Origin of the sequence: Reyranella sp. (assembly GCF_965229815.1) — a bacterium.
Lineage (GTDB): Bacteria > Pseudomonadota > Alphaproteobacteria > Reyranellales > Reyranellaceae > Reyranella.
The window spans coordinates 712298-733690 of record NZ_CBDDJN010000002.1 but is presented as its reverse complement, the minus strand read 5'-3'; the positions used below and the strand labels follow the sequence as shown (position 1 = coordinate 733690).

18 protein-coding genes are annotated in these 21393 nt (G+C 69.2%); 6 read left to right on the top strand and 12 right to left on the bottom strand.

Annotation, left to right across the window (positions count from 1 at the left end):
* Nucleotides 1-86 precede the first annotated feature (86 nt).
* The 5 genes from ACO073_RS04020 to ACO073_RS04000 are packed head-to-tail and all read left to right on the top strand — an operon-like array spanning nt 87 to nt 5573.
* Nucleotides 87-1691, top strand: a complete 1605-nt coding sequence (locus tag ACO073_RS04020) for an ABC transporter substrate-binding protein (RefSeq protein WP_421995511.1) — start codon at nt 87-89, stop codon at nt 1689-1691.
* Between the two features lie 19 nt (nt 1692-1710).
* Nucleotides 1711-2664 carry an ABC transporter permease gene (locus ACO073_RS04015; protein ID WP_421995509.1) on the top strand — a complete coding sequence of 318 codons (954 nt, stop codon included), beginning with the start codon at nt 1711-1713 and terminating at the stop codon, nt 2662-2664.
* A 4-nt stretch (nt 2665-2668) separates the two neighbouring features.
* Nucleotides 2669-3574 carry an ABC transporter permease gene (locus ACO073_RS04010; protein ID WP_421995507.1) on the top strand — a complete coding sequence of 302 codons (906 nt, stop codon included), beginning with the start codon at nt 2669-2671 and terminating at the stop codon, nt 3572-3574.
* A 2-nt stretch (nt 3575-3576) separates the two neighbouring features.
* Complete coding sequence (locus ACO073_RS04005; RefSeq protein WP_421995505.1) at nt 3577-4614, top strand: ABC transporter ATP-binding protein; 1038 nt, start codon at nt 3577-3579, stop codon at nt 4612-4614.
* The gene (locus ACO073_RS04000) at nt 4611-5573 is read left to right on the top strand and encodes an ABC transporter ATP-binding protein (RefSeq protein ID WP_421995503.1); all 963 of its coding nucleotides are present in this window, start codon (nt 4611-4613) and stop codon (nt 5571-5573) included. The genes ACO073_RS04005 and ACO073_RS04000 overlap by 4 nt, the downstream gene beginning before the upstream one ends.
* Before the next feature lie 11 nt (nt 5574-5584).
* On the opposite strand, the gene ACO073_RS03995 is transcribed toward ACO073_RS04000, so the two are convergent.
* The 6 genes from ACO073_RS03995 to pip all read right to left on the bottom strand — a co-directional run bounded on the left by ACO073_RS03995 (nt 5585) and on the right by pip (nt 12436).
* Nucleotides 5585-6331 carry a hypothetical protein gene (locus ACO073_RS03995; protein WP_421995501.1) on the bottom strand — a complete coding sequence of 249 codons (747 nt, stop codon included), beginning with the start codon at nt 6329-6331 and terminating at the stop codon, nt 5585-5587.
* A complete protein-coding gene (gene dnaJ, locus ACO073_RS03990; RefSeq protein ID WP_421995499.1) occupies nt 6331-7452 on the bottom strand; it encodes a molecular chaperone DnaJ in 1122 nt (373 codons plus the stop codon). Before dnaJ ends, ACO073_RS03995 begins: the two co-directional genes overlap by 1 nt.
* Nucleotides 7453-7535: 83 nt before the next feature.
* Nucleotides 7536-9476 (bottom strand): molecular chaperone DnaK, encoded by a 1941-nt coding sequence (dnaK, locus tag ACO073_RS03985; protein ID WP_421995497.1) that lies wholly within the window; start codon nt 9474-9476, stop codon nt 7536-7538.
* A gap of 168 nt (nt 9477-9644) precedes the next feature.
* The gene (locus ACO073_RS03980) at nt 9645-10238 is read right to left on the bottom strand and encodes a nucleotide exchange factor GrpE (protein ID WP_421995495.1); all 594 of its coding nucleotides are present in this window, start codon (nt 10236-10238) and stop codon (nt 9645-9647) included.
* A gap of 84 nt (nt 10239-10322) precedes the next feature.
* Nucleotides 10323-11378 (bottom strand): TauD/TfdA family dioxygenase, encoded by a 1056-nt coding sequence (locus ACO073_RS03975; RefSeq protein ID WP_421995493.1) that lies wholly within the window; start codon nt 11376-11378, stop codon nt 10323-10325.
* 47 nt (nt 11379-11425) lie between these two features.
* The gene (gene pip / locus ACO073_RS03970) at nt 11426-12436 is read right to left on the bottom strand and encodes a prolyl aminopeptidase (RefSeq protein ID WP_421995491.1); all 1011 of its coding nucleotides are present in this window, start codon (nt 12434-12436) and stop codon (nt 11426-11428) included.
* Nucleotides 12437-12548: 112 nt separating this feature from the next.
* Between pip and ACO073_RS03965 the strand changes: the two genes are divergently transcribed.
* Complete coding sequence (locus ACO073_RS03965; RefSeq protein ID WP_421995489.1) at nt 12549-13961, top strand: M48 family metalloprotease; 1413 nt, start codon at nt 12549-12551, stop codon at nt 13959-13961.
* Nucleotides 13962-14061: 100 nt separating this feature from the next.
* Here ACO073_RS03965 and ACO073_RS03960 read toward each other — a convergent pair whose 3' ends face one another.
* From ACO073_RS03960 to ACO073_RS03935, 6 genes are all read right to left on the bottom strand, one after another.
* The gene (locus tag ACO073_RS03960; protein ID WP_421995487.1) at nt 14062-14862 is read right to left on the bottom strand and encodes a hypothetical protein; all 801 of its coding nucleotides are present in this window, start codon (nt 14860-14862) and stop codon (nt 14062-14064) included.
* Between the two features lie 73 nt (nt 14863-14935).
* The gene (locus ACO073_RS03955) at nt 14936-15463 is read right to left on the bottom strand and encodes a CarD family transcriptional regulator (RefSeq protein WP_421995485.1); all 528 of its coding nucleotides are present in this window, start codon (nt 15461-15463) and stop codon (nt 14936-14938) included.
* A 286-nt stretch (nt 15464-15749) separates the two neighbouring features.
* The gene (gene fdxA / locus ACO073_RS03950; RefSeq protein ID WP_421995483.1) at nt 15750-16085 is read right to left on the bottom strand and encodes a ferredoxin FdxA; all 336 of its coding nucleotides are present in this window, start codon (nt 16083-16085) and stop codon (nt 15750-15752) included.
* Between the two features lie 63 nt (nt 16086-16148).
* Complete coding sequence (locus ACO073_RS03945) at nt 16149-16403, bottom strand: RNA-binding S4 domain-containing protein (protein WP_421995481.1); 255 nt, start codon at nt 16401-16403, stop codon at nt 16149-16151.
* Between the two features lie 21 nt (nt 16404-16424).
* A complete protein-coding gene (locus ACO073_RS03940; RefSeq protein WP_421995479.1) occupies nt 16425-19859 on the bottom strand; it encodes a helicase-related protein in 3435 nt (1144 codons plus the stop codon).
* A 71-nt stretch (nt 19860-19930) separates the two neighbouring features.
* A complete protein-coding gene (locus ACO073_RS03935; RefSeq protein WP_421995477.1) occupies nt 19931-21382 on the bottom strand; it encodes an MBL fold metallo-hydrolase in 1452 nt (483 codons plus the stop codon).
* Between the last annotated feature and the right edge of the window lie 11 nt (nt 21383-21393).

Below are 21393 nucleotides of genomic sequence, written 5' to 3'. Positions count from 1 at the left end.
CCTTCGCACCGGACGCAACCTTGGCTTGCCGCTTGCATGATGTTTCGCCGACGCCGCGTCGCGCGCGTCGAAGAGTGGAGTATCGCATGTTGAAGCGCCTTCGCGTTGCCGCCGCCGCCCTGGGCCTCCTCGCCGCCTCGGCGGTGCCTGCCTTCTCACAGGGCACTCTGCGCATCGGCATGACAGCCGCCGACATTCCCCAGACGACCGGCCAGCCCGACCAGGGCTTCGAAGGCTTCCGCTTCGCCGGCTACACGATCTACGACCCGCTGGTGGCGTGGGACCTGTCGAAGGCCGACGCCATCGCCGACATCAAGCCGGGCCTGGCGACCGAGTGGGCGGCGGTCGAGGGCGCCCCGACCAAGTGGATCTTCAAGTTGCGCCAGGGTGTGAAGTTCCATGATGGATCGGACTTCGACGCCGATGTCGTCCTCTGGAACCTCGACAAGATCCTGAACGACAAGTCGCCCCAGTTCGATCCGAAGCAGGCCGCCCAGGCGCGCGCGCGCGTCCCGACGCTGGTCGCCTGGAAGGCGGTCGACAAGTACACGGTCGAGCTGACGACCCGCGTGGTCAACGCGCTGTTCCCCTACGACATGTCCTACATCTTCTTCTCGAGCCCCAAGCGCTGGGAGGAAGTCGGGAAGGACTGGGTCAAGTTCGCCTCGCAGCCGGCCGGCACCGGCCCGTTCAAGGTCGACCGCGTCGTGCCGCGCGAGCGCCTCGAACTGTCGCGCTTCGACGGCTACTGGGACAAGGCCCGCGTCCCCAAGCTCGACAAGGTGATCCTGTTCCCGATGCCCGAGGCGGCGACGCGCACCGCGGCGCTGCTGGCCGGCCAGGTCGACTGGATCGAGGTGCCGGCGCCCGATGCGGTGCCGCGCCTCAAGCAGGGCGGCATGACCATCGTCACCAACAAGTATCCGCACAACTGGGCCTATCATCCCAGCATGGTCGAAGGCTCGCCCTGGACCGACATCCGGGTGCGCAAGGCGGCCAACCTGGCGATCGACCGCGCCGGCCTCGCCAAGCTGCTGGGCGGCATGATGGTCGAGTCCAAGGGCGTCGTTTATCCCGGGCATCCGTGGTTCGGCTCGCCGAGCTTCGACATCAAGTACGATCCCGAGGCGGCGAAGAAGCTGCTGGCCGAGGCGGGCTATGGCCCCAACAAGAAGCCCAAGATCAAGATCGCGATCTCGACCTCGGGCTCGGGCCAGATGCTGCCGCTGCCGATGAATGAGTACGTGCAGGAGAATCTGAACGCGGTCGGCTTCGACACCCAGTTCGAGGTGATGGAGTGGAACGCGCTGGTCAACTTCTCCTTCCAGCCGGCCACCGGCGAGCCGGCGACGAAGGCCGGCGTCAACGCGATCAACATCAGCCGCGCCACCGTCGATCCCTACTCGGCGTTCATGCGCCTGTATCATTCCGGCTTCATCACGCCCAAGGGCGCCAACTGGGGCCTGCTCAAGGATCCCAAGCTCGACGAGCTGATCGACAAGGCGCACACCAGCTTCGACAGGGCGGCGCAGACCAAGGCTCTTGCCGACGTCCACACCTACATCGTCGACCAGTCCTACTGGGTCTACATCGCCCACGACCTCAACCCGCGGGCGATGAACCCCAAGGTGACGGGCTTCGTGCAGGCCCAGAGCTGGTTCCAGGACCTGACGCCCGTCTCGATGAAGTAGCGCAACGAGGCCGACGGTCATGCTGCTCTACGCGCTCAGGCGGCTGATCTACCTGGTGCCCGTGGCGTTCGGCGTGTCGCTGCTGGTGTTCGCCCTTGTGCATCTCGCGCCCGGCGATCCCATCTCGGCGATCGTGCCGCCCGACGCGCCCAAGGAGGTCGTCGACAAGCTCAAGGAGTATTACGGCTTCGACAAGCCCTTGCCGGTCCAGTACTTCCGCTGGCTGGGCGTGACCCTGACCGGCGACTTCGGCACCTCGATCGGCACCGGCCGGCCGGTCGCCAGCGAGGTCGCCTCGGCGTTCGGCAACACGATCATCCTGGCGATCGCCGCCACCACGCTCGCCTTCACGCTGGCCGTCATCCTCGGCACGGCGGCGGCCTACGCCAAGTCGCGGCTCGTCGACCGGCTGGTCACCCTGATCTCGCTGGTCGGCGTCAGCGTGCCCCACTTCTGGCTGGCGATCGTGCTGGTCATCATCTTCGCCGTCGAGCTGGGCGCCTTGCCGCCCATGGGGATCGGGCCGGAGAACTCGACCGGCTGGCGACCCGATCGCGCGCATCTTGCCCACATGGTCCTGCCGACCATCGCCCTGTCGGTGATCCCGCTCGGGGTCGTGACGCGCACGGTGCGCTCGACGATCAAGGAAATCCTCAACATGGAGTTCGTCACGGCGCTGCAGGCCAAGGGCATGGGCGACGGGCAGATACTGCTCCACGTGCTGAAGAACGCCGCGCCGACCTGCCTCGCGGTGATGGGCCTGCAGGCCGGCAACCTGATCGGCGGCTCGATCCTGATCGAGACGGTGTTCGCCTGGCCGGGCACCGGCTTCCTGCTGAACAGCGCCATCTTCCGCCGCGACCTGCCGATCCTCCAGGGCACCACCCTCGTCCTGGCGGGCTTCTTCATGCTGCTCAACCTCACCGTGGACGTGATCCAGACCATGGTCGATCCGCGCATCAAGCGGGGCTGACGCGATGGCCCTCCAGACTCCGTCCCTCGATGTCGGCGCCGGGCTCGCTCCGGTCCCGGCCTCGGCGGCGTCGCGCGGCTACTGGCAGTCGGTCGGCCGCCGCCTGCGCCGCGATCCCGTGACCCTGATCTGCCTCGCCGTGCTGATCCTGATCGTCCTCGCTTCGCTGGCGGCGCCGTGGCTCGGGCTGGCCGATCCCTACAAGACCTCGATGCTGCGCCGCCTGCAGCCGATCGGCTCGCCCAATCACCTGCTGGGCACCGACGAGCTCGGTCGGGACATGTTCTCGCGCCTCATCTATGGCGGCCGACTGTCGCTGTTCATGGGCGTGACCCCGGTGATCTGCGCGCTCCTGATCGGCGGACTGCTGGGCATCACGGCCGGTTTCCTCGGCGGCCGCACGAACATGGCGATCATGCGCGTGATGGACGTGTTCTACGCCTTCCCGTCGGTGCTGCTGGCCATCTCGCTGTCGGGTGCCATGGGGGCGGGCACCGAGAACACGCTGCTGTCGCTCACCCTGGTCTTCATCCCGCCGATCTGCCGCGTTTCCGAGAGCGTGACGACCCAGGTCCGCGGCTTCGATTTCGTCGATGCCGCCCGGGCCAGCGGCGCCCCGACATTGACCATCGTGCGGGTGCACGTGCTCGGCAACGTGCTGGGGCCGATCCTGGTCTATGCGACTTCGCTGATCAGCGTGGCGATCATCCTGGCGGCCGGGCTGAGCTTCCTCGGCCTCGGCGTCAAGCCACCCGAGCCCGAATGGGGCCTGATGCTGAACACGCTGCGGCAGGCGATCTACGTCAATCCGGTGCTGGCCGCCCTGCCCGGCGTGATGATCTTCATCACCTCGATCTGCTTCAACCTGATGAGCGACGGACTGCGCGCCGCGATGGACGTCAAGGCCTGACCATGGACACGGTGGTTCCCGCAACCGACCGCGGCGGCCCGGCCCAGCCGCTCCTGCTGGCCAGCGGCCTGCGCAAGCACTTCCCGGTGGGCGGCGGCCTGCTCGGTCGTGGCGGCAAGGTCGTGCGCGCGGTCGACGACCTCACCCTGTCGGTCGCCAAGGGCGAGACCTTGGGCGTGGTGGGCGAATCGGGCTGCGGCAAGTCCACAGTGGCGCGGCTGCTGATCCGCCTGATCCGGCCCGATCGCGGCACCATGGTGCTGGACGGAGACCCGGTCGACGAGCCGCACGGCATCACCGTGAGCGAGCTGCGCCGCCAGGTGCAGATGGTGTTCCAGGATTCCTACGCCTCCCTGAACCCGCGGCTGACCATCGGCGAGACGCTCGCCTTCGCTCCCCGGGCGCACGGCGTCCCGGCGGCCGAAGCGCGCAACCGCGCCCGCGACCTGCTGGCCAAGGTCGGCCTCGATCCCGTCACCTACCTCGAGCGCTACCCGCACGAACTGTCGGGCGGGCAGCGCCAGCGGGTGAACATCGCCCGCGCGCTGGCGCTCCGGCCGCGGCTGGTGATCCTGGACGAGGCGGTGTCGGCGCTCGACAAGTCGGTCGAGGCGCAGGTCCTCAACATGCTGGTCGACCTCAAGGAGGAGTTCGGCCTCACCTACCTGTTCATCAGCCACGACCTCAACGTGGTGCAGTATCTCAGCGACCGCGTGCTGGTGATGTATCTCGGCAAGATCGTCGAGCTGGGGCCGGTGGAGGCGATCTACGGCGATCCCAGGCACCCGTACACGCGGGCCCTGCTGTCGGCCCGGCCGTCGATGGACCCGCGCAAGCGCACGCGCGAGGCGCCGATCCAGGGCGACCCGCCCAATCCCATCGATCCGCCGTCGGGCTGCCGCTTCCGCACGCGCTGTCCCTTCGCCGAGAACGTTTGCGCCCGCTCGGAGCCGCCGCTGGCCGACACCGGTGGCCAGTCGGTGGCGTGCCACATGCAGATCGCGGGATCCGGCCATACCCGCGCGCCGAGGCTGGCATGAGCGAGCTGCTGCAGGTCCGCGACCTTCACGTCACCTTCGTGACGCCCGACCGCACGGTGCACGCGGTGAACGGCGTCAGCTTCGACGTCCGGCGCGGCGAGACGCTCGGCATCCTGGGAGAGTCCGGCTCGGGCAAGAGCGTCACCCTGCGCTCGATCCTGCGCCTTCATCCCGAGCGGCGGACGCGCTGGTCGGGCAGCATCCGCCTGGAGGGCGACGAAGTGCTGGAGATGGGTCCGCGCGCGCTGTCGGACCTTCGCGGCGGGCGGGTCGCCATGATCTTCCAGGAGCCCGCCACCGCCTTCGACCCGGTCTTCACCATCGGCCGCCAGATCGCCGAGACGGTCCGCCGCCACACCGGCAAGAGCGACACCGAATCGTGGAAGCGGGCGCGCGAACTGCTCGAGATGGTCCGCATCCCCTCGCCGGCCCAGCGCCTGAAGGCCTATCCGCACGAGATGTCGGGCGGCATGCGGCAGCGCGCCATGATCGCGCTCGCTCTGTCGTGCAACCCAAGCCTGCTGCTGGCCGACGAGCCGACGACGGCGCTCGACGCGACCGTGCAGATCCAGGTGCTGCTGCTGATCCGCGAGCTGCAGCGCGAGTTCGATCTCGGCGTGATCTTCGTCACCCACGACATCGGCGTCGCCGTCGAGGTCTCAGACCGCATCGGCGTCATGTATGCCGGCAAGATCGTCGAGCTGGCCGGTGTGGAGCAGATGGTCGACGCGCCGCAGCATCCCTACAGCCGCGGCCTGCTCGCCTCGACGGTCCATGACGGGATGCGCGGCCAGCGCCTGGAGGCGATACCCGGCGCGCCGCCCGACCTGTCGGAGACGCCGACCGGCTGCAGCTTTGCGCCGCGCTGCCGGTTCGTCCGACCGGACTGCACGGCCGCCCCGCCGGTTCTCGCCCCGACCGGCGACAGCCACCTGGTGCGCTGCGTGCTGGCGGCCTGAGCGCGCCGCGATCAGAGCCCGTCCAGCACACCCATCAGGGTCGCGCGCGGCTCGTCCGACATCAGCACCTGGAACGGATCGTCGAACACCGCCACGATCAGCAGGCAGAAGGTGAAGGCGACGGTGAACAGGCCGACGCCGATGCGCATGGCGCGCCGGTTGCTGACATGGACCAGCATGAGGGCGATCTGCGTCAGCGCGCCCAGCACCAGCACGGACAGCCACTTGATGGGCGCCGTCGCGTCGTTGGCGACGTGGAGGCGCCGGTTGTGCGCCTGGAGCAGGCGCTCGACGGCGCCGAGTAGGGCGCTGCGGTTGGGGCCGTCGAGCCCGTAGGCATGGGTGACGCTGGCCAGCAGCGCCTGGTAGGCGTCGCCGGTCTCGCTGCGCGCCGCCTCGATGGTGGTCGAGTAGGGGTTCTCGTTGCTGGCCTTCTCGGCATAGGCGCGCAGCTTCGGCACCACGGCGGCCTGCACGTCGTTGGCCTCGGCGAGATGGGCGATGGCCTGGACCGCATCGCCCTCGGCCTGGACGAGCTGGCGGGCGATCGTGTCCTTCTGCCAGACGTCGCTCGCGAGCAGGGCCGCGAAGAGGCCGAACAGCACGGCGACGCAGGTGAAGTACGGGGCGACCAGGCCGGTGCTTGCCTGGATGGAGGCCGCGAGCGGTCCGCGGGCTTCGAGCGAGAACAGGAGCAGGGCGACCAGCGTCGGCGCGACCAGCGACAGGACGATGTCCCAAGTCAGCAGAGCGACCATCAGCCGCTGAACATTTCCTTAACCTTGCTGAAGAAACCCTCGGATTCGGGGCTGGTCTTGCCGGCCTTCTCGAACTCCTTCAGCAGCTCCTTCTGCTTGGGCGTGAGGTTGGTCGGCGTCTCGACGTTGATCTCGATGTACATGTCGCCGCGCTGCGCGGAGCGCACGATCGGCATGCCCTTTCCGCGCAGGCGGAACTGGTGCCCGCTCTGGGCACCGGAGGGGATGTTGATGCGGGCCATCTTGCCGTCGAGGGTCGGCACCTCGATGCTGCCGCCCAGCGTCGCCTGCACCATGGCGATGGGCACGCGGCAATGGACGTCGGCACCCTCGCGCTCGAACAGCGCGTGCCGGCGCACCGACAGGAAGACGTAGAGATCGCCGGGCGGACCGCCGCGGGCGCCGGCCTCGCCCTCGCCGCTCAACCGGATACGCGTGCCGTCCTCGACGCCCGGAGGAATGTTCACCTTCAGGGTCTTCTCGCGGCGGACGCGGCCCTGGCCGGCGCAGGCGCGGCACGGCTTGTCGATCACCTGGCCGGCGCCGTGGCAGGCGTGGCAGGTGCGCTCGACGGTGAAGAAGCCCTGCTGGGCGCGAAGGCGTCCGCGGCCGTGGCAGGTCGGGCATTGCTGCGGCTTGGAGCCCGGCTCGGCGCCGCTGCCCTTGCAGCTCTCGCAGGCGACCGAGGTCGGCACGCGGACGGTGGCCTCGGTGCCGCCATAGGCCTGCTCGAGCGTGATCTCGAGATTGAAGCGCAGGTCTTGGCCGCGCATGTCGGCCCGGCCGCGTCCGCGCGGACCGCCGCCGTTGAACATCTCCTCGAAGATGTCGCCGAACACCGATCCGAAGTCGAAGCCCTGGGCGCCGTTGAACGGGCCACCCGGCCCGCCCATGCCGCCCTCGAAGGCGGCCGCGCCGTAGCGGTCGTAGGCGGCCCGCTTCTCCGGGTCCTTCAGGATGTCGTAGGCGTGGTTGACGTCCTTGAACTTCTTCTCGGACTCGGCATCACCCTGATTGCGGTCTGGGTGGTGCTGCATGGCGAGCTTGCGGAACGCCTTCTTGATGTCGTCGGCGCTCGCCGTCCGGCTCACTCCAAGCAGCTCGTAATAGTCCTGCGACATACGCTCTACGCAGCCCCCACCTGCCGCTTAAAGGTTCGGCCTCCCGCTGGCGCGGGAGGCCGCTGCTGGTTCCCGGGTCCGGCTCAGCCGGAGCCCGTCTTCTTGTTCTTGTCGGTGACGTCCTCGAACTCGGCGTCGACGACCTTGTCGTCCTTGGCCTCGTTCGCGGCGCCACCACCGGGCGCTGCACCTGCCCCCGCCCCGGCCTGCGCCTCGGACTGCTGGGCCTTGTACATCGCCTCGCCGAGCTTCATCGCCGCTTGGGCGAGCTCGTTGGTCTTGGTCTTGATCGCCTCGGCGTCCTCTCCCGTGAGCGCCGACTTCAAGTCCTGGACCGCGCTCTCGATCGCCGACTTCTCGCTGCCGCCGACCTTGTCGCCATACTCCTGGAGGTTCTTCTCCGTGGAGTGCACGAGCGCCTCGCCCTGGTTGCGGGCGTCGATCAACTCGCGCTTCTTCTTGTCCTCCTCGGCGTGCAGCTCGGCGTCCTTGACCATCTTCTCGATGTCGGCCTCGCTGAGACCGCCCGAGGCCTGGATGCGGATCTGCTGCTCCTTGCCGGTGGCCTTGTCCTTGGCCGAGACCTGGACGATGCCGTTGGCGTCGATGTCGAACGTGACCTCGACCTGCGGCATGCCGCGCGGCGCCGGCGGAATGCCGACCAGGTCGAACTGGCCCAGCATCTTGTTCTGGGCGGCGATCTCGCGCTCGCCCTGGAACACGCGGATGGTCACCGCCGTCTGGTTGTCGTCGGCCGTCGAGAAGGTCTGGCTCTTCTTCGTCGGGATCGTCGTGTTGCGCTCGATCAGGCGGGTGAACACGCCACCCAGCGTCTCGATGCCCAACGACAGCGGCGTCACGTCGAGCAGCAGGACGTCCTTGACCTCGCCCTTCAGCACGGCCGCCTGGACCGCCGCGCCGACCGCCACGACCTCGTCGGGGTTGACGTTGCGGGCCGGCTCCTTGCCGAAGAACTGCTTAACGACCTCGATGACCTTGGGCATGCGGGTCATGCCGCCGACCAGGATGACCTCGTCGATCTGGCCCGCCTGAAGGCCGGCATCCTTCAGCGCCGCCTTGCACGGCTCTAGCGTGCGCTGGATCAGCTCGTCGACCAGCGATTCGAGCTTGGCACGCGACAGCTTGATCACGAGATGCTTGGGGCCGCTCGCGTCCGCCGTGATGAACGGCAGGTTGATCTCGGTCTCCTTGGCGTTGGAGAGCTCGATCTTGGCCTTCTCGGCCGCCTCCTTGAGGCGCTGCAGGGCGAGCTTGTCGTTGCGCAGGTCGATGCCCTGCTCCTTCTTGAACTCGTCCGCGAGGTAGCTGATCACCCGCAGGTCGAAGTCCTCGCCGCCCAGGAACGTGTCGCCGTTGGTGGCCTTCACCTCGAACACGCCGTCGCCGATCTCGAGCACCGACACGTCGAACGTGCCGCCGCCCAGGTCGTAGACCGCGATCGTGCCGCTCTTGCGCTTGTCCATGCCGTAGGCAAGGGCAGCCGCGGTCGGCTCGTTGATGATGCGCAGCACGTCGAGGCCGGCGATGCGGCCGGCGTCCTTGGTCGCCTGGCGCTGGGCGTCGTTGAAGTAGGCCGGGACGGTGATGACCGCCTGCTCGACCTTCTCGCCGAGATACGCCTCGGCGGTCTCCTTCATCTTGCCCAGGATGAACGCCGAAATCTGGCTCGGGCTGTACTGCTGCCCGTTGGCCTCGACCCAGGCGTCGCCGTTGGAGGCCTTCACGATCTTGAAGGGCACCAGCGACATCTCCTTCGCGACCATCGGGTCGTCGAAGCGGCGCCCGATCAGGCGCTTCACCGAGTAGAGGGTCTTCAGGGGATTGGTGACGGCCTGGCGCTTGGCGGCCTGGCCGACCAGGCGCTCGCCGCCGTCGGTGAACGCGACCATCGAGGGGGTCGTCCGGGCGCCCTCGGAATTCTCGATGACCTTGGTGTCTCCGCCTTCCATGACCGCGACGCACGAATTGGTCGTGCCGAGGTCGATACCAATGACTTTGGCCATGACTGTTCTCTCTTCCCTAGCAGGTCGTACCAGCCCCAAAGGCGCCAGGACGACCCCCGATTGTTACCTGCCGGAAAAACCGGGTCAGGACAGGGGCTATATAGGGTCTATAGAACCGCCTGCAATGGACCTGACCCGCCAAAATAACGAATCTGATGGGTTCCGGCCCTAATTCTCGTTGCTCGCCGGCCGCGGCGGCGGACCACCCCTGGAAACCGCCACCATGGCCGCGCGCAGCAGTCGGCCGGCGATGAGGTAGCCCGGGATCAGCTCCTGGACGACCGTGCCGGCGGGCACGGACGGGTCGTCGACCTCCATCATCGCCTGATGGAATTCGGCGTTGAACGGCTTGCCCAGCGCCTCGATCCGGCTGACGCCGTGACGCTCCAGAACCGACTGCAGCTCGCGCTCGGTCGCCTGGACGCCGACCACGACGTTCTTGATCGCGGGGTCCACGGACGCCGTGTCCTGGGGCAGCGCCGACAGGGCGCGGCCGAGATTGTCGGCGACCGACAGGACGTCCTTGCCGAACCGCTCGATGCCGTACTTGCGCTCGCGCTCGACATCCTGCTGGGCGCGGCGGCGGATGTTCTGGGTCTCGGCCAGCGCACGCAGCAGCTTGTCCTGCAGGTCGGCCTTCTCGGCCTGGAGCTGCTGGATCTCGCCGGCCGCGTCCTGCGGCCTGCCGGGAATGTCGATGTCGTCGGACGGATCGACCGGCATCTCAGCCGGGGCGTCGCCCGCGGTCGGATCGCTGGCCATACGTATAATCCCTAGTGAAAGTGGTTGCTTTGGGTGGCCTTCACTTAGGGATGCCGGTGGCCGCGGTCAACCGCCACGCCGTGGTCACACCGCCTCGAGCGGCGCGTGCTTCCGGGTACCGCGCACGACGATGCCGCCGCGGTCGCCGACCGTGACCGTGCCGTAGCGCTGGGCGAAGGCCGGCGGCAGCGGCCGCGCGCCCTCGGCTGCCAGCCAGAGCCGCAGCAGGTGGCGCCGGCGCTCGGGCTCGGGCCAGTCGACGAACGACGTACGGTCGTGGAGCAGCGTGTGGTTGTGCACGAGCTGCACGTCGCCCGGCTTGAACTCCATGAACAGATGGAGCGCCGGATCGTTGGCCAGCGAATCGAACAGGTCGAGCGCCTCGACCTGCTGCGCCGACAGGCGCGGGGCGTCGGGGAAGCGCTGCGCCGAGTCGATGTACTGGCGCTGGTAGATCGCCGTTAGGTAGCCCTGGTGCCAGTTGAACACGGGGATCTCGAAGTAGGGCTTCTGTCCGTCGGGCACCTCGCCGCGCCGGTCGGTGGCGAGCGGCTGGAACAGCAGCGCCAGCAGGTCCGGCCGGCGGCGGCGCATCTCGTTGTAGATGGTGGTCGAGCTGACCAGGGCCGAGAGGCCGCCCGACTGCGCCGTCTTCAGGCACAGCAGCGCGACGATATCGCAGGAATCGGTATGGTAGGTCTGTCGCTCGTTGGTCTGGTAGATGCGGACGTTGGGGTCGTGGACGTCGAGCCCGAGGTCTTGCACGTGGCCCAGCACATGGCCCTTGCCGTTCTGCGAGCGGGCGCTGCCGAGATGGGCGCCGAGGCCGAAGAAGGCCGTCGCCGATTCGCGCGTCGACCAGCGTTCGACCGGCAGGCCGCGCAGCAGCAGGAAACCGCGGCCGCCCAGCACCTCCTCGCGCACCCGGCCGCGCAGCTTCGGGCCGAGCGTCGGCAGGGGAAAGTCGCGGGCCGTGATGGCGGCAATGTCGGCCTCGCGCGCGGCCAGCGCGCGGGTCGCCGCATCGACCTCGGCGATCTCGGCCGCGTCGAGCGGCATCAGCCAGTCGTCGCGCCGGGCCATCGCGGGACCGTACCAGGCGGCGGCGCCGGTCTGTTCCGGCGGAAGGTCGAGAGCCATGGCGTTTCCTCTTTTTGTTTCTTTGCGTTCTTCCCGGTGTGTTTCGGTCACGTCTCCCAAGGGAATCGCGGCGCGAACAGATCGACGTCGTTGCTCGTGAGGCGGAAGCTTTCGGTGGCGTTCACGAGGGCGGCCCGGATGCCGGGCTCGAGCGCGCTGTGGCCGGCGTCGGGGACCACGACATAGCGGGCTTCCGGCCAGGCCCGGGCCAGCGCGTCGGCCGTCACCGGCGGACAGACGATGTCGTAGCGGCCCTGCACGATGGTGCAGGTGAGGTGGCGCACGCGCCCGAGATCGGCCCAAGGCCAACCGTCGGGCACGAAGGTGTTGTTGGCGAAGTAGTGCGCCTCGATGCGCGACAGGGCGAGCGCGAAACCGCCATGGTCCGATTCGAACGGCGCCCGCGCCGTCGGATAGAGCGTCGAGCAGGCCGCCTCGTAGCGACTCCAGGCGCGCGCGGCGGGACGATGCCTGTCGGGGCTGCGGTCGATCAGCCGGCGATAGTAGCTGCCCAGCAGGTCGCCGCGCTCCTCGGGCGGCAGGTGCTCGGCGAAGTCGCGCCACGCTTCCGGGAAGATCGCCCGCATGCCGTGCAGGAACCAGTCGATCTCAGACCGGCCGCCGAGGAAGATGCCGCGCAGGATGAAGCCGCTGACCCGCTCCGGATGCTTCAGGCCGTAGGCGAGCGCCAGCGTGCTGCCCCACGAGCCGCCGAACAGCAGCCACTGGGAGATGCCGAGATGGGCCCGCAGCTTCTCCATGTCGGCCACGAGATGGCCGGTCGTGTTGTCCTGCAGCTCGCCGAGCGGCATCGAGCGGCCGCAGCCGCGCTGGTCGAACACGACGATGCGGTAGAACTGCGGATCGAAGAAGCGGCGATGGACGGGGGCCGAGCCGGCTCCGGGTCCGCCGTGCAGGAACAGCACCGGGACGCCGGCAGGATTGCCGCTCTGCTCCCAGTAGAGCGTGTGCCGCCCGTCGACCGCCAGCATGCCGCTGGCATAGGGCGAGATCTCCGGGAACAGGTCGGAGCGGAGCGGGGTTTCTGAGCGCGGCATGTCGGTCTCGGAGGGATTCACTGCCATAGCGGCCGGCATTGTTCCAGCCTCGTGGCGATTGCCGTTGCCGGTCCGCAGCGTCTAAGGTCGCAGCGGGGCCCTGGGAGGGTCAGTGACGTTCCGCCGCTTTCTGGCACTCGTGGCGCTGCTCGCCGGCATCGCGGCCTGTGCCTCGCCCGACCAGCAGACGCCCGCCAGCCAGTCGGGCCCCGCCGCCGTTCCGCAGCTGCCGCAGCAGCTCCAGCGCGAGGTCGGCCCGGCCTATGCCGATGCCCGGCTGCAGGCCTATGTCGACGGCGTCGGACGGGGCCTCGTGGCGCGCTCCGGCGTCGGCGGAAACTACCGCTTCGTCGTTCTCGACCTGCCGGTGGCCAACGCCCATGCGGTCGGCAACTACATCTTCGTCACGCGCGGCCTGCTCGCCCTCCTGGACGACGAGGCCGAGCTCGCCGCCGCCTTCGGCCACGAGCTCGGGCATCTGGTCGAGGGCCATGGCGCGCGTCGTGCCCGCGCCCGCAAGGGCGTGCTGGATGCCGCCGTCGAGGCCGCGAAGACGACCGGTTCGGTCTCGGTGGGCCGCTCGGTGGCGCGCGACGGCCTTCTGGCGCTGCGCCGCTACTCGCGCGACCAGGAGCTCGAGGCCGACAAGATCGGGGTCGGCATGCTGGTGCGGGCCGGCTATCGCGGCAGCGCCATGGGCAGCCTGATCGACAAGCTCAGGCGCCAGGGTCAGTTCGAGCTCCAGCTGCTCGGCGTGGCGCCGGATGCGATCGACCGTCGCAGCGCCACGGCCACCCATCCCGCCCCGGTCGAACGCCGCCTCGCCCTCGAAGCCGATCCCGATGCCGCGCGGCCGGGGGAAGCGGGCCGCGCTCCCTATCTCGCGGCCGTCGACGGCATGATCGTCGACGACTCGCCGCAGGAAGGCTACGTGCGCGGCAACCGCTTCCTCCACCCGGTCATGAAGCTCGCCTTCGAGGCGCCGCGCGACTTCCGGCTGTTCAACGAACCGGATGGCGTGCTGGGCGTGGGTCGCGACGGGTCGCTGATGTTCTTCTCCTGCAGCGACGAGACCGTGCCCGGCAGCCTCGCCGACTGGATGCTGAACACGGTGAAGCCGACGCCCGTGGACGTGCAGCCGACGGTGATCGGCGGTGCCGAGGCCGCGATCGGGGCGCGGCCGCGGGGCTCCGATGCCGGTCTCGGCCAGGCGCGCTATGTGCTGGTCCGGCACGGCAAGAACGTCTGCTACTTCAATCTGCTGAGCGAGGGGCCCGAGCGCGACCGCCGCATCGACGGGCTGGTCGATGCCGCCCGGACCTTCCACAGTCTCACCGACGCCGAGGCGGCGGCGTTGCGGCCCCACCGGCTGCGGGTCGTGTCGACGGCCGGCACGACGGCAGAGGCGCTCGCGCAGCGCCTGCCCTATGCGGACTTCAAGATGGAGCGGCTGCTGGTGCTGAACGGTGTCGGCACGCCGGCCGAGCTGATGGCCCCACCCCAGGCGAAGACCGTCCAGCCCTGATCCGGCCGGTTCTGTCCTACAGCGGGATGAGATGAGGTGGAATCGCTTGCGCTTCCACCTCATCTCATCCGCGCGCGCGAATGTCGTAGGTTGCTTTGGTCTAGGCCTCGATGCGGTCTATCAGGCGGCCGGCGGCGTCGAGAGCGACGAGGGCGGGCCGCTGGCGCGTGACGGTTAGGACGCGCCCATCGTCGTCCGCCTCGTCGGGCGCGCTGCCGGCGCCGCGCACCAGGCGCGCCAGCCGGTCCCAGCCCGCGTCGCCACCGCGCGCCAGGGCGGTGGCGAGGGCGGCGTCGCTCTGGCCGCTCCACCAGAAGGAATCGGCCTGTTCGTCGAGCGGGCGGCGGGGGTCGATGCCGGCAGCCGCCATCAGGATACCGCCGGTCGCGTCGAGGGCCGCGCGCTTCAGGCCGTTCAGCAGCTCGGGATGGCCGGGATGGCGGGACTGCTGCTCTCGCACTTCGACGGTCCAGCGCACGATCGCCGAGGGACCATGCCGGCAGGCGAACCGTCCGTCGGCAATGCTGGCGCCGTAGCCTTCGACCACGGCGGCGAGGCCGCGCGCCAGCATCCAGTCGAGGACGGAAAGGGGCTCGAGGGCGAACTGCAGGGCCAGCAGCTTGTGCCACATTTCCTCCTGGGCGCCGCGCAGGAAGACGACGGAACAGCCGAGGTTGGCCGCCATCAGGCGGCGGCGCAGGCGCAGCAGCAGGTCCAGGGTGCGGCAGGGGTCGCCGCGGTCGCCCAGCATGTTGCCCAGCACGACGAAATGGTCGCCGCGGCGCCAGCGGTCCAGCAGCGCCGGCGCGAGGGTGGCGAGGGCCTGGTCGTCGCCGAACAGGGCTCCCAGAGCCCAGAGGCGGCCGCCCTCGCTCAGGCGGGCGATGGGGGCGGCGGTCATGGGGGCATGAAAAAGGCGGCGCGACGTTGGAGTGTCGGCCGCCTTTTCAGCTCGCTTCGTGCCAGGATCCCCGTCAGGCGACCTTCTGCAGCACGCTGTTCAGCTTCTGCGTGGCCAGGTCCTTGTCGATCCGCTCGACCGCCGCCAGCTCACGCGCCAGGCGATCCAGGGCCGCCTCGTAGATCTGGCGCTCGCTGTAGGACTGGTCGGGCTGGCCGGCATTGCGATGCAGGTCGCGCACGACCTCGGCGATCGACACCGGGTCGCCCGAGTTGATCTTGGCTTCGTACTCCTGGGCACGACGGTTCCACATCGCGCGGCTGACCCGGCTGCGGCCCTTCAGGGTCACCAGCGCGCTCTCCATGATCTTGCGCGAGCTGAGCTTGCGCAGGCCGGAAATCTTGGCCTTCGCGACCGGGACGCGCAGCATCATGCGCTCCTGCTCGAACGAAATCACGAACAGGTCGAGCTTGTGGCCGGCGATTTCCTTCGCCTCGATGTCGATCACACGGCCGACGCCGTGGGTCGGGTAGACCACAAAGTCGCCCCTCTCGAACGCGAACTCCTTCGGCTTGGCCACCGCCTTCTTCACCTTGGCCATGTCTGTTCCCTTCACATCAAACCCCGCGCAAAGCGACACCGTGACCTGTCCATCCACGCCCCCTGCGTGGTTGACCCTGCGCCCGGCATCGGTAAGTTGTTATCGGATACCGAATAGGACACCGAGTCGGCGGCAGATCGCTTCCGGGACCGCTTCCGACCGGGTTCTTGTATCACAATTCAGGCCGAGAGTCGCGGTTTATGTTGCATTTCGGCAACGGTTGGGCCATGCGCAAATTGCATGGCGCAAGCGAAAGCTGCGGACCAACTCCGCGACGGGTAATTTTCTAGCGCGCGGCGGGTTTGTCGCTGAAATACTTCTCGTACTTGTCCTTCTCGTCGCGATGCTCGTCGGCATCCGTCGGGGCCTCGCCCTTGCGCGTGATGTTGGGCCAGCTGGTCGACAGGCTGCGATTGAGCTCCAGCCACTGCTCCAGACCCTTCTCGGTGTCGGGCAGAATGGCGTTGGGCGGGCACTCGGGCTCGCACACGCCGCAGTCGATGCATTCGTCAGGATTGATGACCAGCATGTTCTCGCCCTCGTAGAAACAGTCGACGGGGCAAACTTCGACGCAGTCCATGTACTTGCACTTGATGCAAGCCTCGGTCACGACATAGGTCATCAAACGGGCTCCTGACGCGGCGAGGGCTTAACGCGTGCCATCGGCCCGCGCAAGACCGGCAAATCAGCCCGCGTCGATTTCATCATACAACGTGCGAGCCTCGACCGCGGGCCCTCGCCGCTCGCCGAGGGCGACGACGCGCAGGACGCGGACGCGCGGTCCCAGGGCGAAGGTCAGCACCATGCCGGGCGCCACGTTGGCATGCGGCTTGTCGACCACCCGCCCGTCGATCCGGCAGCGCGACTTCTCGACGAAGCGCGAGGCGAGGGAGCGGGTCTTGAAGAAGCGGGCGTGCCACAGCCATTTGTCGAGCCGCATGCGCCCTGGCTCGCCCGGCGGCTATTTCTTCCCGCCGAGCTTGAGCTCGAGCAGCTTGGCGAAGGGCGAATCGGCGGCCTCCCCCTTCTTCTCGGTCGTGGCGTAGAGCCGGAGCGCCGGCCCGCCGCTGTCGCGCCGCGGCGGACGGGGACCGCGCCGCTCCTCGCGCGGGCCATCGCCGCGCGGCCCGTTGTTGCGCGGCCCATCGTTCCGGGGCCCATCGTTGCGCGGCCGTTCCTCGCGCCGATCCCGCTGCTCCCGGTTGGGCGGCCCGTCGCCGCGCGGGCGGTCCGGACCGCGCTCGGTTCGCGGCGAATCGGCGAAGAACTGGCGTTCGTTGGGCCGCTGCGGGCGGTCGCGGCGGCGCTGGTCGCGCTGGTCACGTTGCTGGCGCTGCTGCTGACGCTGGCGCTCGCGCTGCTCCTCGCGCTCGCGCACGAAGCGCGGCTTGACCGAGAAGGCGTAGAGCGGGCCGAACTCGTCCGAGGGCGGGTGCACGCGGTAGCCGAGCCCGCGCAGGACGTTGGCCATCTCGGGCTCCGAGCAGCCGACCAGCGACATCATCTGCGGCGTGGCGCGGAACCAGCCGGGGGGCAGGGGCTTCGGTCCGGCCTGGACTGGCTCCCCGGCGGTCGCCTCGGGCGGCGTCGCGGCCTCGCCGGTCGTCTCTTCGGTGCTGGCGGCCGCCGGTGCCTCACCGTCTGCCGTCTCGGCGCTGGCGCCTTCTGCGATCTCGGCGGTCGCGCCTTCTGTCGTCGTATCCTCGCCCGCTGCCTCTGCGGCCGTCGCCGGTGTCTCCGGGGAGGCGGCGTCGGCCGTCGGCTCCTCGAGAGCCTGCTGTCCGGCGTCCGGCGTCGGGTCTTCCGCGGCGGGCGCGCCCGTCACCTGGGCTTCGGCGGTCGGGGCCGGCTGCTCGTCTTCAGGCGCCTCGGACGCCATCGGCGAGTCCGCTGCGTCGGCCGACTCGAGTGGCGGGGCCTCGGCGGCGACCGCTTCCGTCGGCTCGCTTTCCGCCGCCGGCTCGGTTTCGCCGAACGCCGCCGCCACGATCGCCCATTCGCTGATCTCGTCGGCCGAAGCCGGGGCATCCGCCGCGGGAGCGGGCGCCGGCGCGCGCGACTTCGGCGCCGCACGCTCGGCGCTCTTCTTTTCCTGCTGCTGGGCCCGGCGTGCCGCTTCGCGGCTGTCGCGCACGGCGTGGCGCGCCATCGCCGCGAGCCGCTCCACCATGTCGGCGCGAATCGCGTGGTCGCCCAGCGGCAGGTAGCCGATGGTCGCGTAGAACGACCGATCGGCGCCCTGCGGCAGATCCATCGAGGTCCGTCCCTCGGCCGGCAGCGGCGGAATGGAATCGCGGTTGTTCGCGATCATCCAGAGGCCGGCCCGCAGGCGGATCGGCACCGGCTTCAGCATGCTCGGGAAATAGAGCGAATAGACGCCGACCCGCACGCCGAGGCGCGCCAGCGCCTTGCGATCCTCTTCGCTGAGCTGCGCGAGCTGATCCTCGATCGGCCGCCGCGCCAGAACGCCCAGGCCCTCGCAGAGCTGGAAGACGATGCCGCGGGCGCCGGCCGGAAGCTCCGCCGTGGCACGCGCGTCCATGAGCTCGCTGAGGCCGAGACGAATGCGCGTCTCGACCCAGACGGCGGCGCGCTTGCGCACCTCTTCGCGGGCCGGGCCGTCGAGGAGATCCGACGGCAGGGCCTCGACCTTGGGCGCGAGCACGTCGCCGCTCGGCAGCAGCCGTGCGACCGGACCGCCGCCCCAGCAGACGCGCAGCTGACCGTCGAACACCAGTTCGCCGTCCTGCGAATTCGTGAAGGCCTGCAGGCGCGCGGGCAGGTCCTGGCGCAGCGCGCGCAGCGCCGCACTCAGCACAGCCTTCTGGTCGGTTTGCCCTTCCGTCGCGTCCGGTACGAAGCGGAACCCCTCGATACGACCGAGATGCTCTCCCTCGACCGTGACCTCGCCCGCCGCCGCGACCGACGTCGTCATTTCACCCTCATCTTGCAATCTTCGTACAAGCAGCGCCGCCCGTCTATCGACAAACCTTTGCATTAGACGCTGGTGCAGCACGTCGGAAAGGCGGTCCTCGATGGCGCGCGCCCGCTCCTGCCAGTGGGCGGCGCGCTGGATCCAGTCCGGCCGGTGGGAAATATAGGTCCAGGTGCGGACATGCGCGATGCGCGCCATCAGCGTGTCGATGTCGCCGTCGAAGCGTTCGAGGCGCTTGATGTGACCCTCGATCCAGTCCTCAGGCAGGCGCTCGCCGCCCTGCGTCAGATGGTGGAAGAGCTGGCCGAGCAGCCGCGTATGCTCCTCTGTCATCGTCTTGCGAAAATCGGGCACCTGGCAGACTTCCCAGAGAAGCCTGACGCGCTGCGGTGCGTGCAGGCGCGGCAGGAACTCGCCCTGCGCCGCCAGGGTCTGCAGGGCGAGCTGGTCGTCCTGCTCGCGGACGCGCTGCAGCGCGGCATGGGGGGGCGGCCGGTTGAGGGACTGGATCAGCGCCGGGACGGAGCGGAAGTCGAGGTCGCTGTTGCGCCATTGCAGGTCGCGCAGGGGATCGAACCGGTGGTTCTCGATGGCCTCCACGACGTCCGGATCGAGGCCGCCCACGTCCGCCGTCGTCCCGAACGTGCCGTCGTTCATGTGGCGGCCGGCGCGCCCGGCGATCTGCGCCAGCTCGACGGCCCGGAGTGGCCGTGTCGCGCGCCCGTCATATTTCCGCAACGACGCGAACCAGACATGGTTCACGTCCATGTTGAGGCCCATGCCGATCGCATCGGTCGCGACGAGGTAGTCGACCTCGCCCGACTGGAACATGTCGACCTGGGCGTTGCGCGTGCGTGGGCTGAGCGCGCCCATGACGATCGCCGTCCCGCCGCGCTGGCGGCGGATCAGCTCGGCGATGGCGTAGACCTCGTTGGCAGAGAAGCCGACGACGGCCGAGCGGCGCGGCAGCCGGGTCGCCTTCTTCGGCCCGGCATAGGCGAGCTTGGAGAAGCGCGGCCGCGCCACGACGTCGATGTCGGGCAGCAGGCGGTTGAGCACCGGGCGGATCGTGTCGGCGCCCAGCAGCATCGTTTCCTGCGTGCCGCGGGCATGAAGAATGCGATCGGTGAAGAAATGGCCGCGCTCGGGGTCGGCCGCCATCTGCACCTCGTCGACCGCCAGGAACGACACGATCCGGTCGAGCGGCATCGATTCGACGGTGCAGACGAAATAGCGCGCGCCGGGCGGCGCGATCTTCTCCTCGCCGGTGATCAGCGCCACCTGATTCGCGCCCTTCACCCTGACGATGCGGTCGTAGTTCTCGCGCGCCAGCAGCCGCAGCGGAAACCCGATCATGCCCGATTCGTGGCCGAGCATGCGTTCGATCGCGAGGAAGGTCTTGCCGGTATTGGTCGGGCCGAGGACGGCGGTCAGGCGGCCGGCGGCGCTGGTGAGCGGCATCGCCCCACCTTCGCGCGGGCCTGCGGCCGGCGCAAGGCCCGCCCCGGGGGCGCCCGGCCGGCGTCGGTTGGCTAGATCTCGACCTCGTAGAACAGGGGATCCTCGGTCACCTTGCCGAGCGACACCTTCTTGCTGCCGAACGCCTTGTCCGTGCGGACAACCTGCGAATTGGTCTTCTCGAGCAGCCGGTCGAGCAGCGGCTGCCACGGCAGCGTTCCCCACTTCACCTTCTTGGCCATTTCCGAATCGGTCGGCACCAGCGCCAACTCGAGCGACGTCATCAGCTCCAGGCCGAGCTTGTTCAGCGTGGCGTTGTGGCTGGCATGGTGGCCCACCTTGTAAAGCACCGTGCGCTTCAGCAGGTCGGGCCCGGTGACGGAGCGATCGCCGACCTTGAACTTCACGTCCTGCCACGACAGCCAGTTGCCGACCTGGGCGTCGGCCGCGAACAGCATGACGGGCCCGCCCTCCGCGCGCGGCCCCAGCTCGAAGGCGAGCACGAGGCTGGTGTTGTTGGTGTCCTCGTCGAGCTGCATGGCGAGGGTCGTGGCCGAGCTCATCCACTCGGCGTCGATCCGCCGCCACTCCTGGGTATTGTCGGTGCGCTCCTCGTCGGGCCCGTCGGCCGTGTCGGCCCAGTAGTGGCGCTTGAAGAAGGGCAGCGCCCGGGTGCCGTCCAGCGGCAGCGAGAAACGGTCGTCGAACGGCCCGACCGGTTCGGAGCCCAGCGCCGGCTCGACCTGCTCGAGGAGGCCGGCATAGGCGCCGAAGTAGACCTGGCCCTTCTCGCGCTTGCTGGGATCGGACTTTTCCAGCAGCTCCTTGTTGCGCGGCGGCCCGAGCACGAAGACGCGCACCTGGTCGTCGACCAGCTCGATCGGCGCCGCGCCGGGATCGAGGTAGCGGACCTTCTTCGACAGGGTGCGCAGGGCGGTGCCGAAGGTCTTCAGCCGCGGTCCCGAATCGTCCCCGAAGAAGCCGAGCAGCGAGCCCAGGCGCTCCTGCTGGTCGTCGGCGCCCGCCAGCCGCATGCGGGTGAAGGCGCTGTAGAGCGCCGCCAGCGCCTTCTCCTTCTTGCCCTTGAGGCTGCGGGCCAGCGAATCGTGCTCGTCCTCCGTCCAGGCCGCCCAGATCTCGCCGGCGCAGCCCTCGCCCAGCACCTTCTGGATCTCGGGAAAGCCCGACAGATGGTCCTGGTGCTCGTGGGTGCCGACCACGACGTCGATCCTGCCGCCGGTGACCGCCTTGAGATCGCGCACGGTCTCGCGGATGCGGTCGCTGCCGCCAGACTGCGACTGGTGCACGCCGCAGTCGATCAGTATCCGCAGGTCCGCCTCGCCGGCGCGCGGGAAACTCAGCAGGAAGCAGTCGCCGACGCCCAGCCGGTACATGCGCACCGTGGCCCGCCGCGCCGCGGCGGTCGTCGCCGGGGCGCGCTGTGTCGCGCGGCCCGTCCTGCGCCGGGGCACCGGGCTGCTGGCCTTGCGCTTCGGCGCCGCGGTCTTCTTCTTCGTCCTCGCCATCGCCGCCTCCT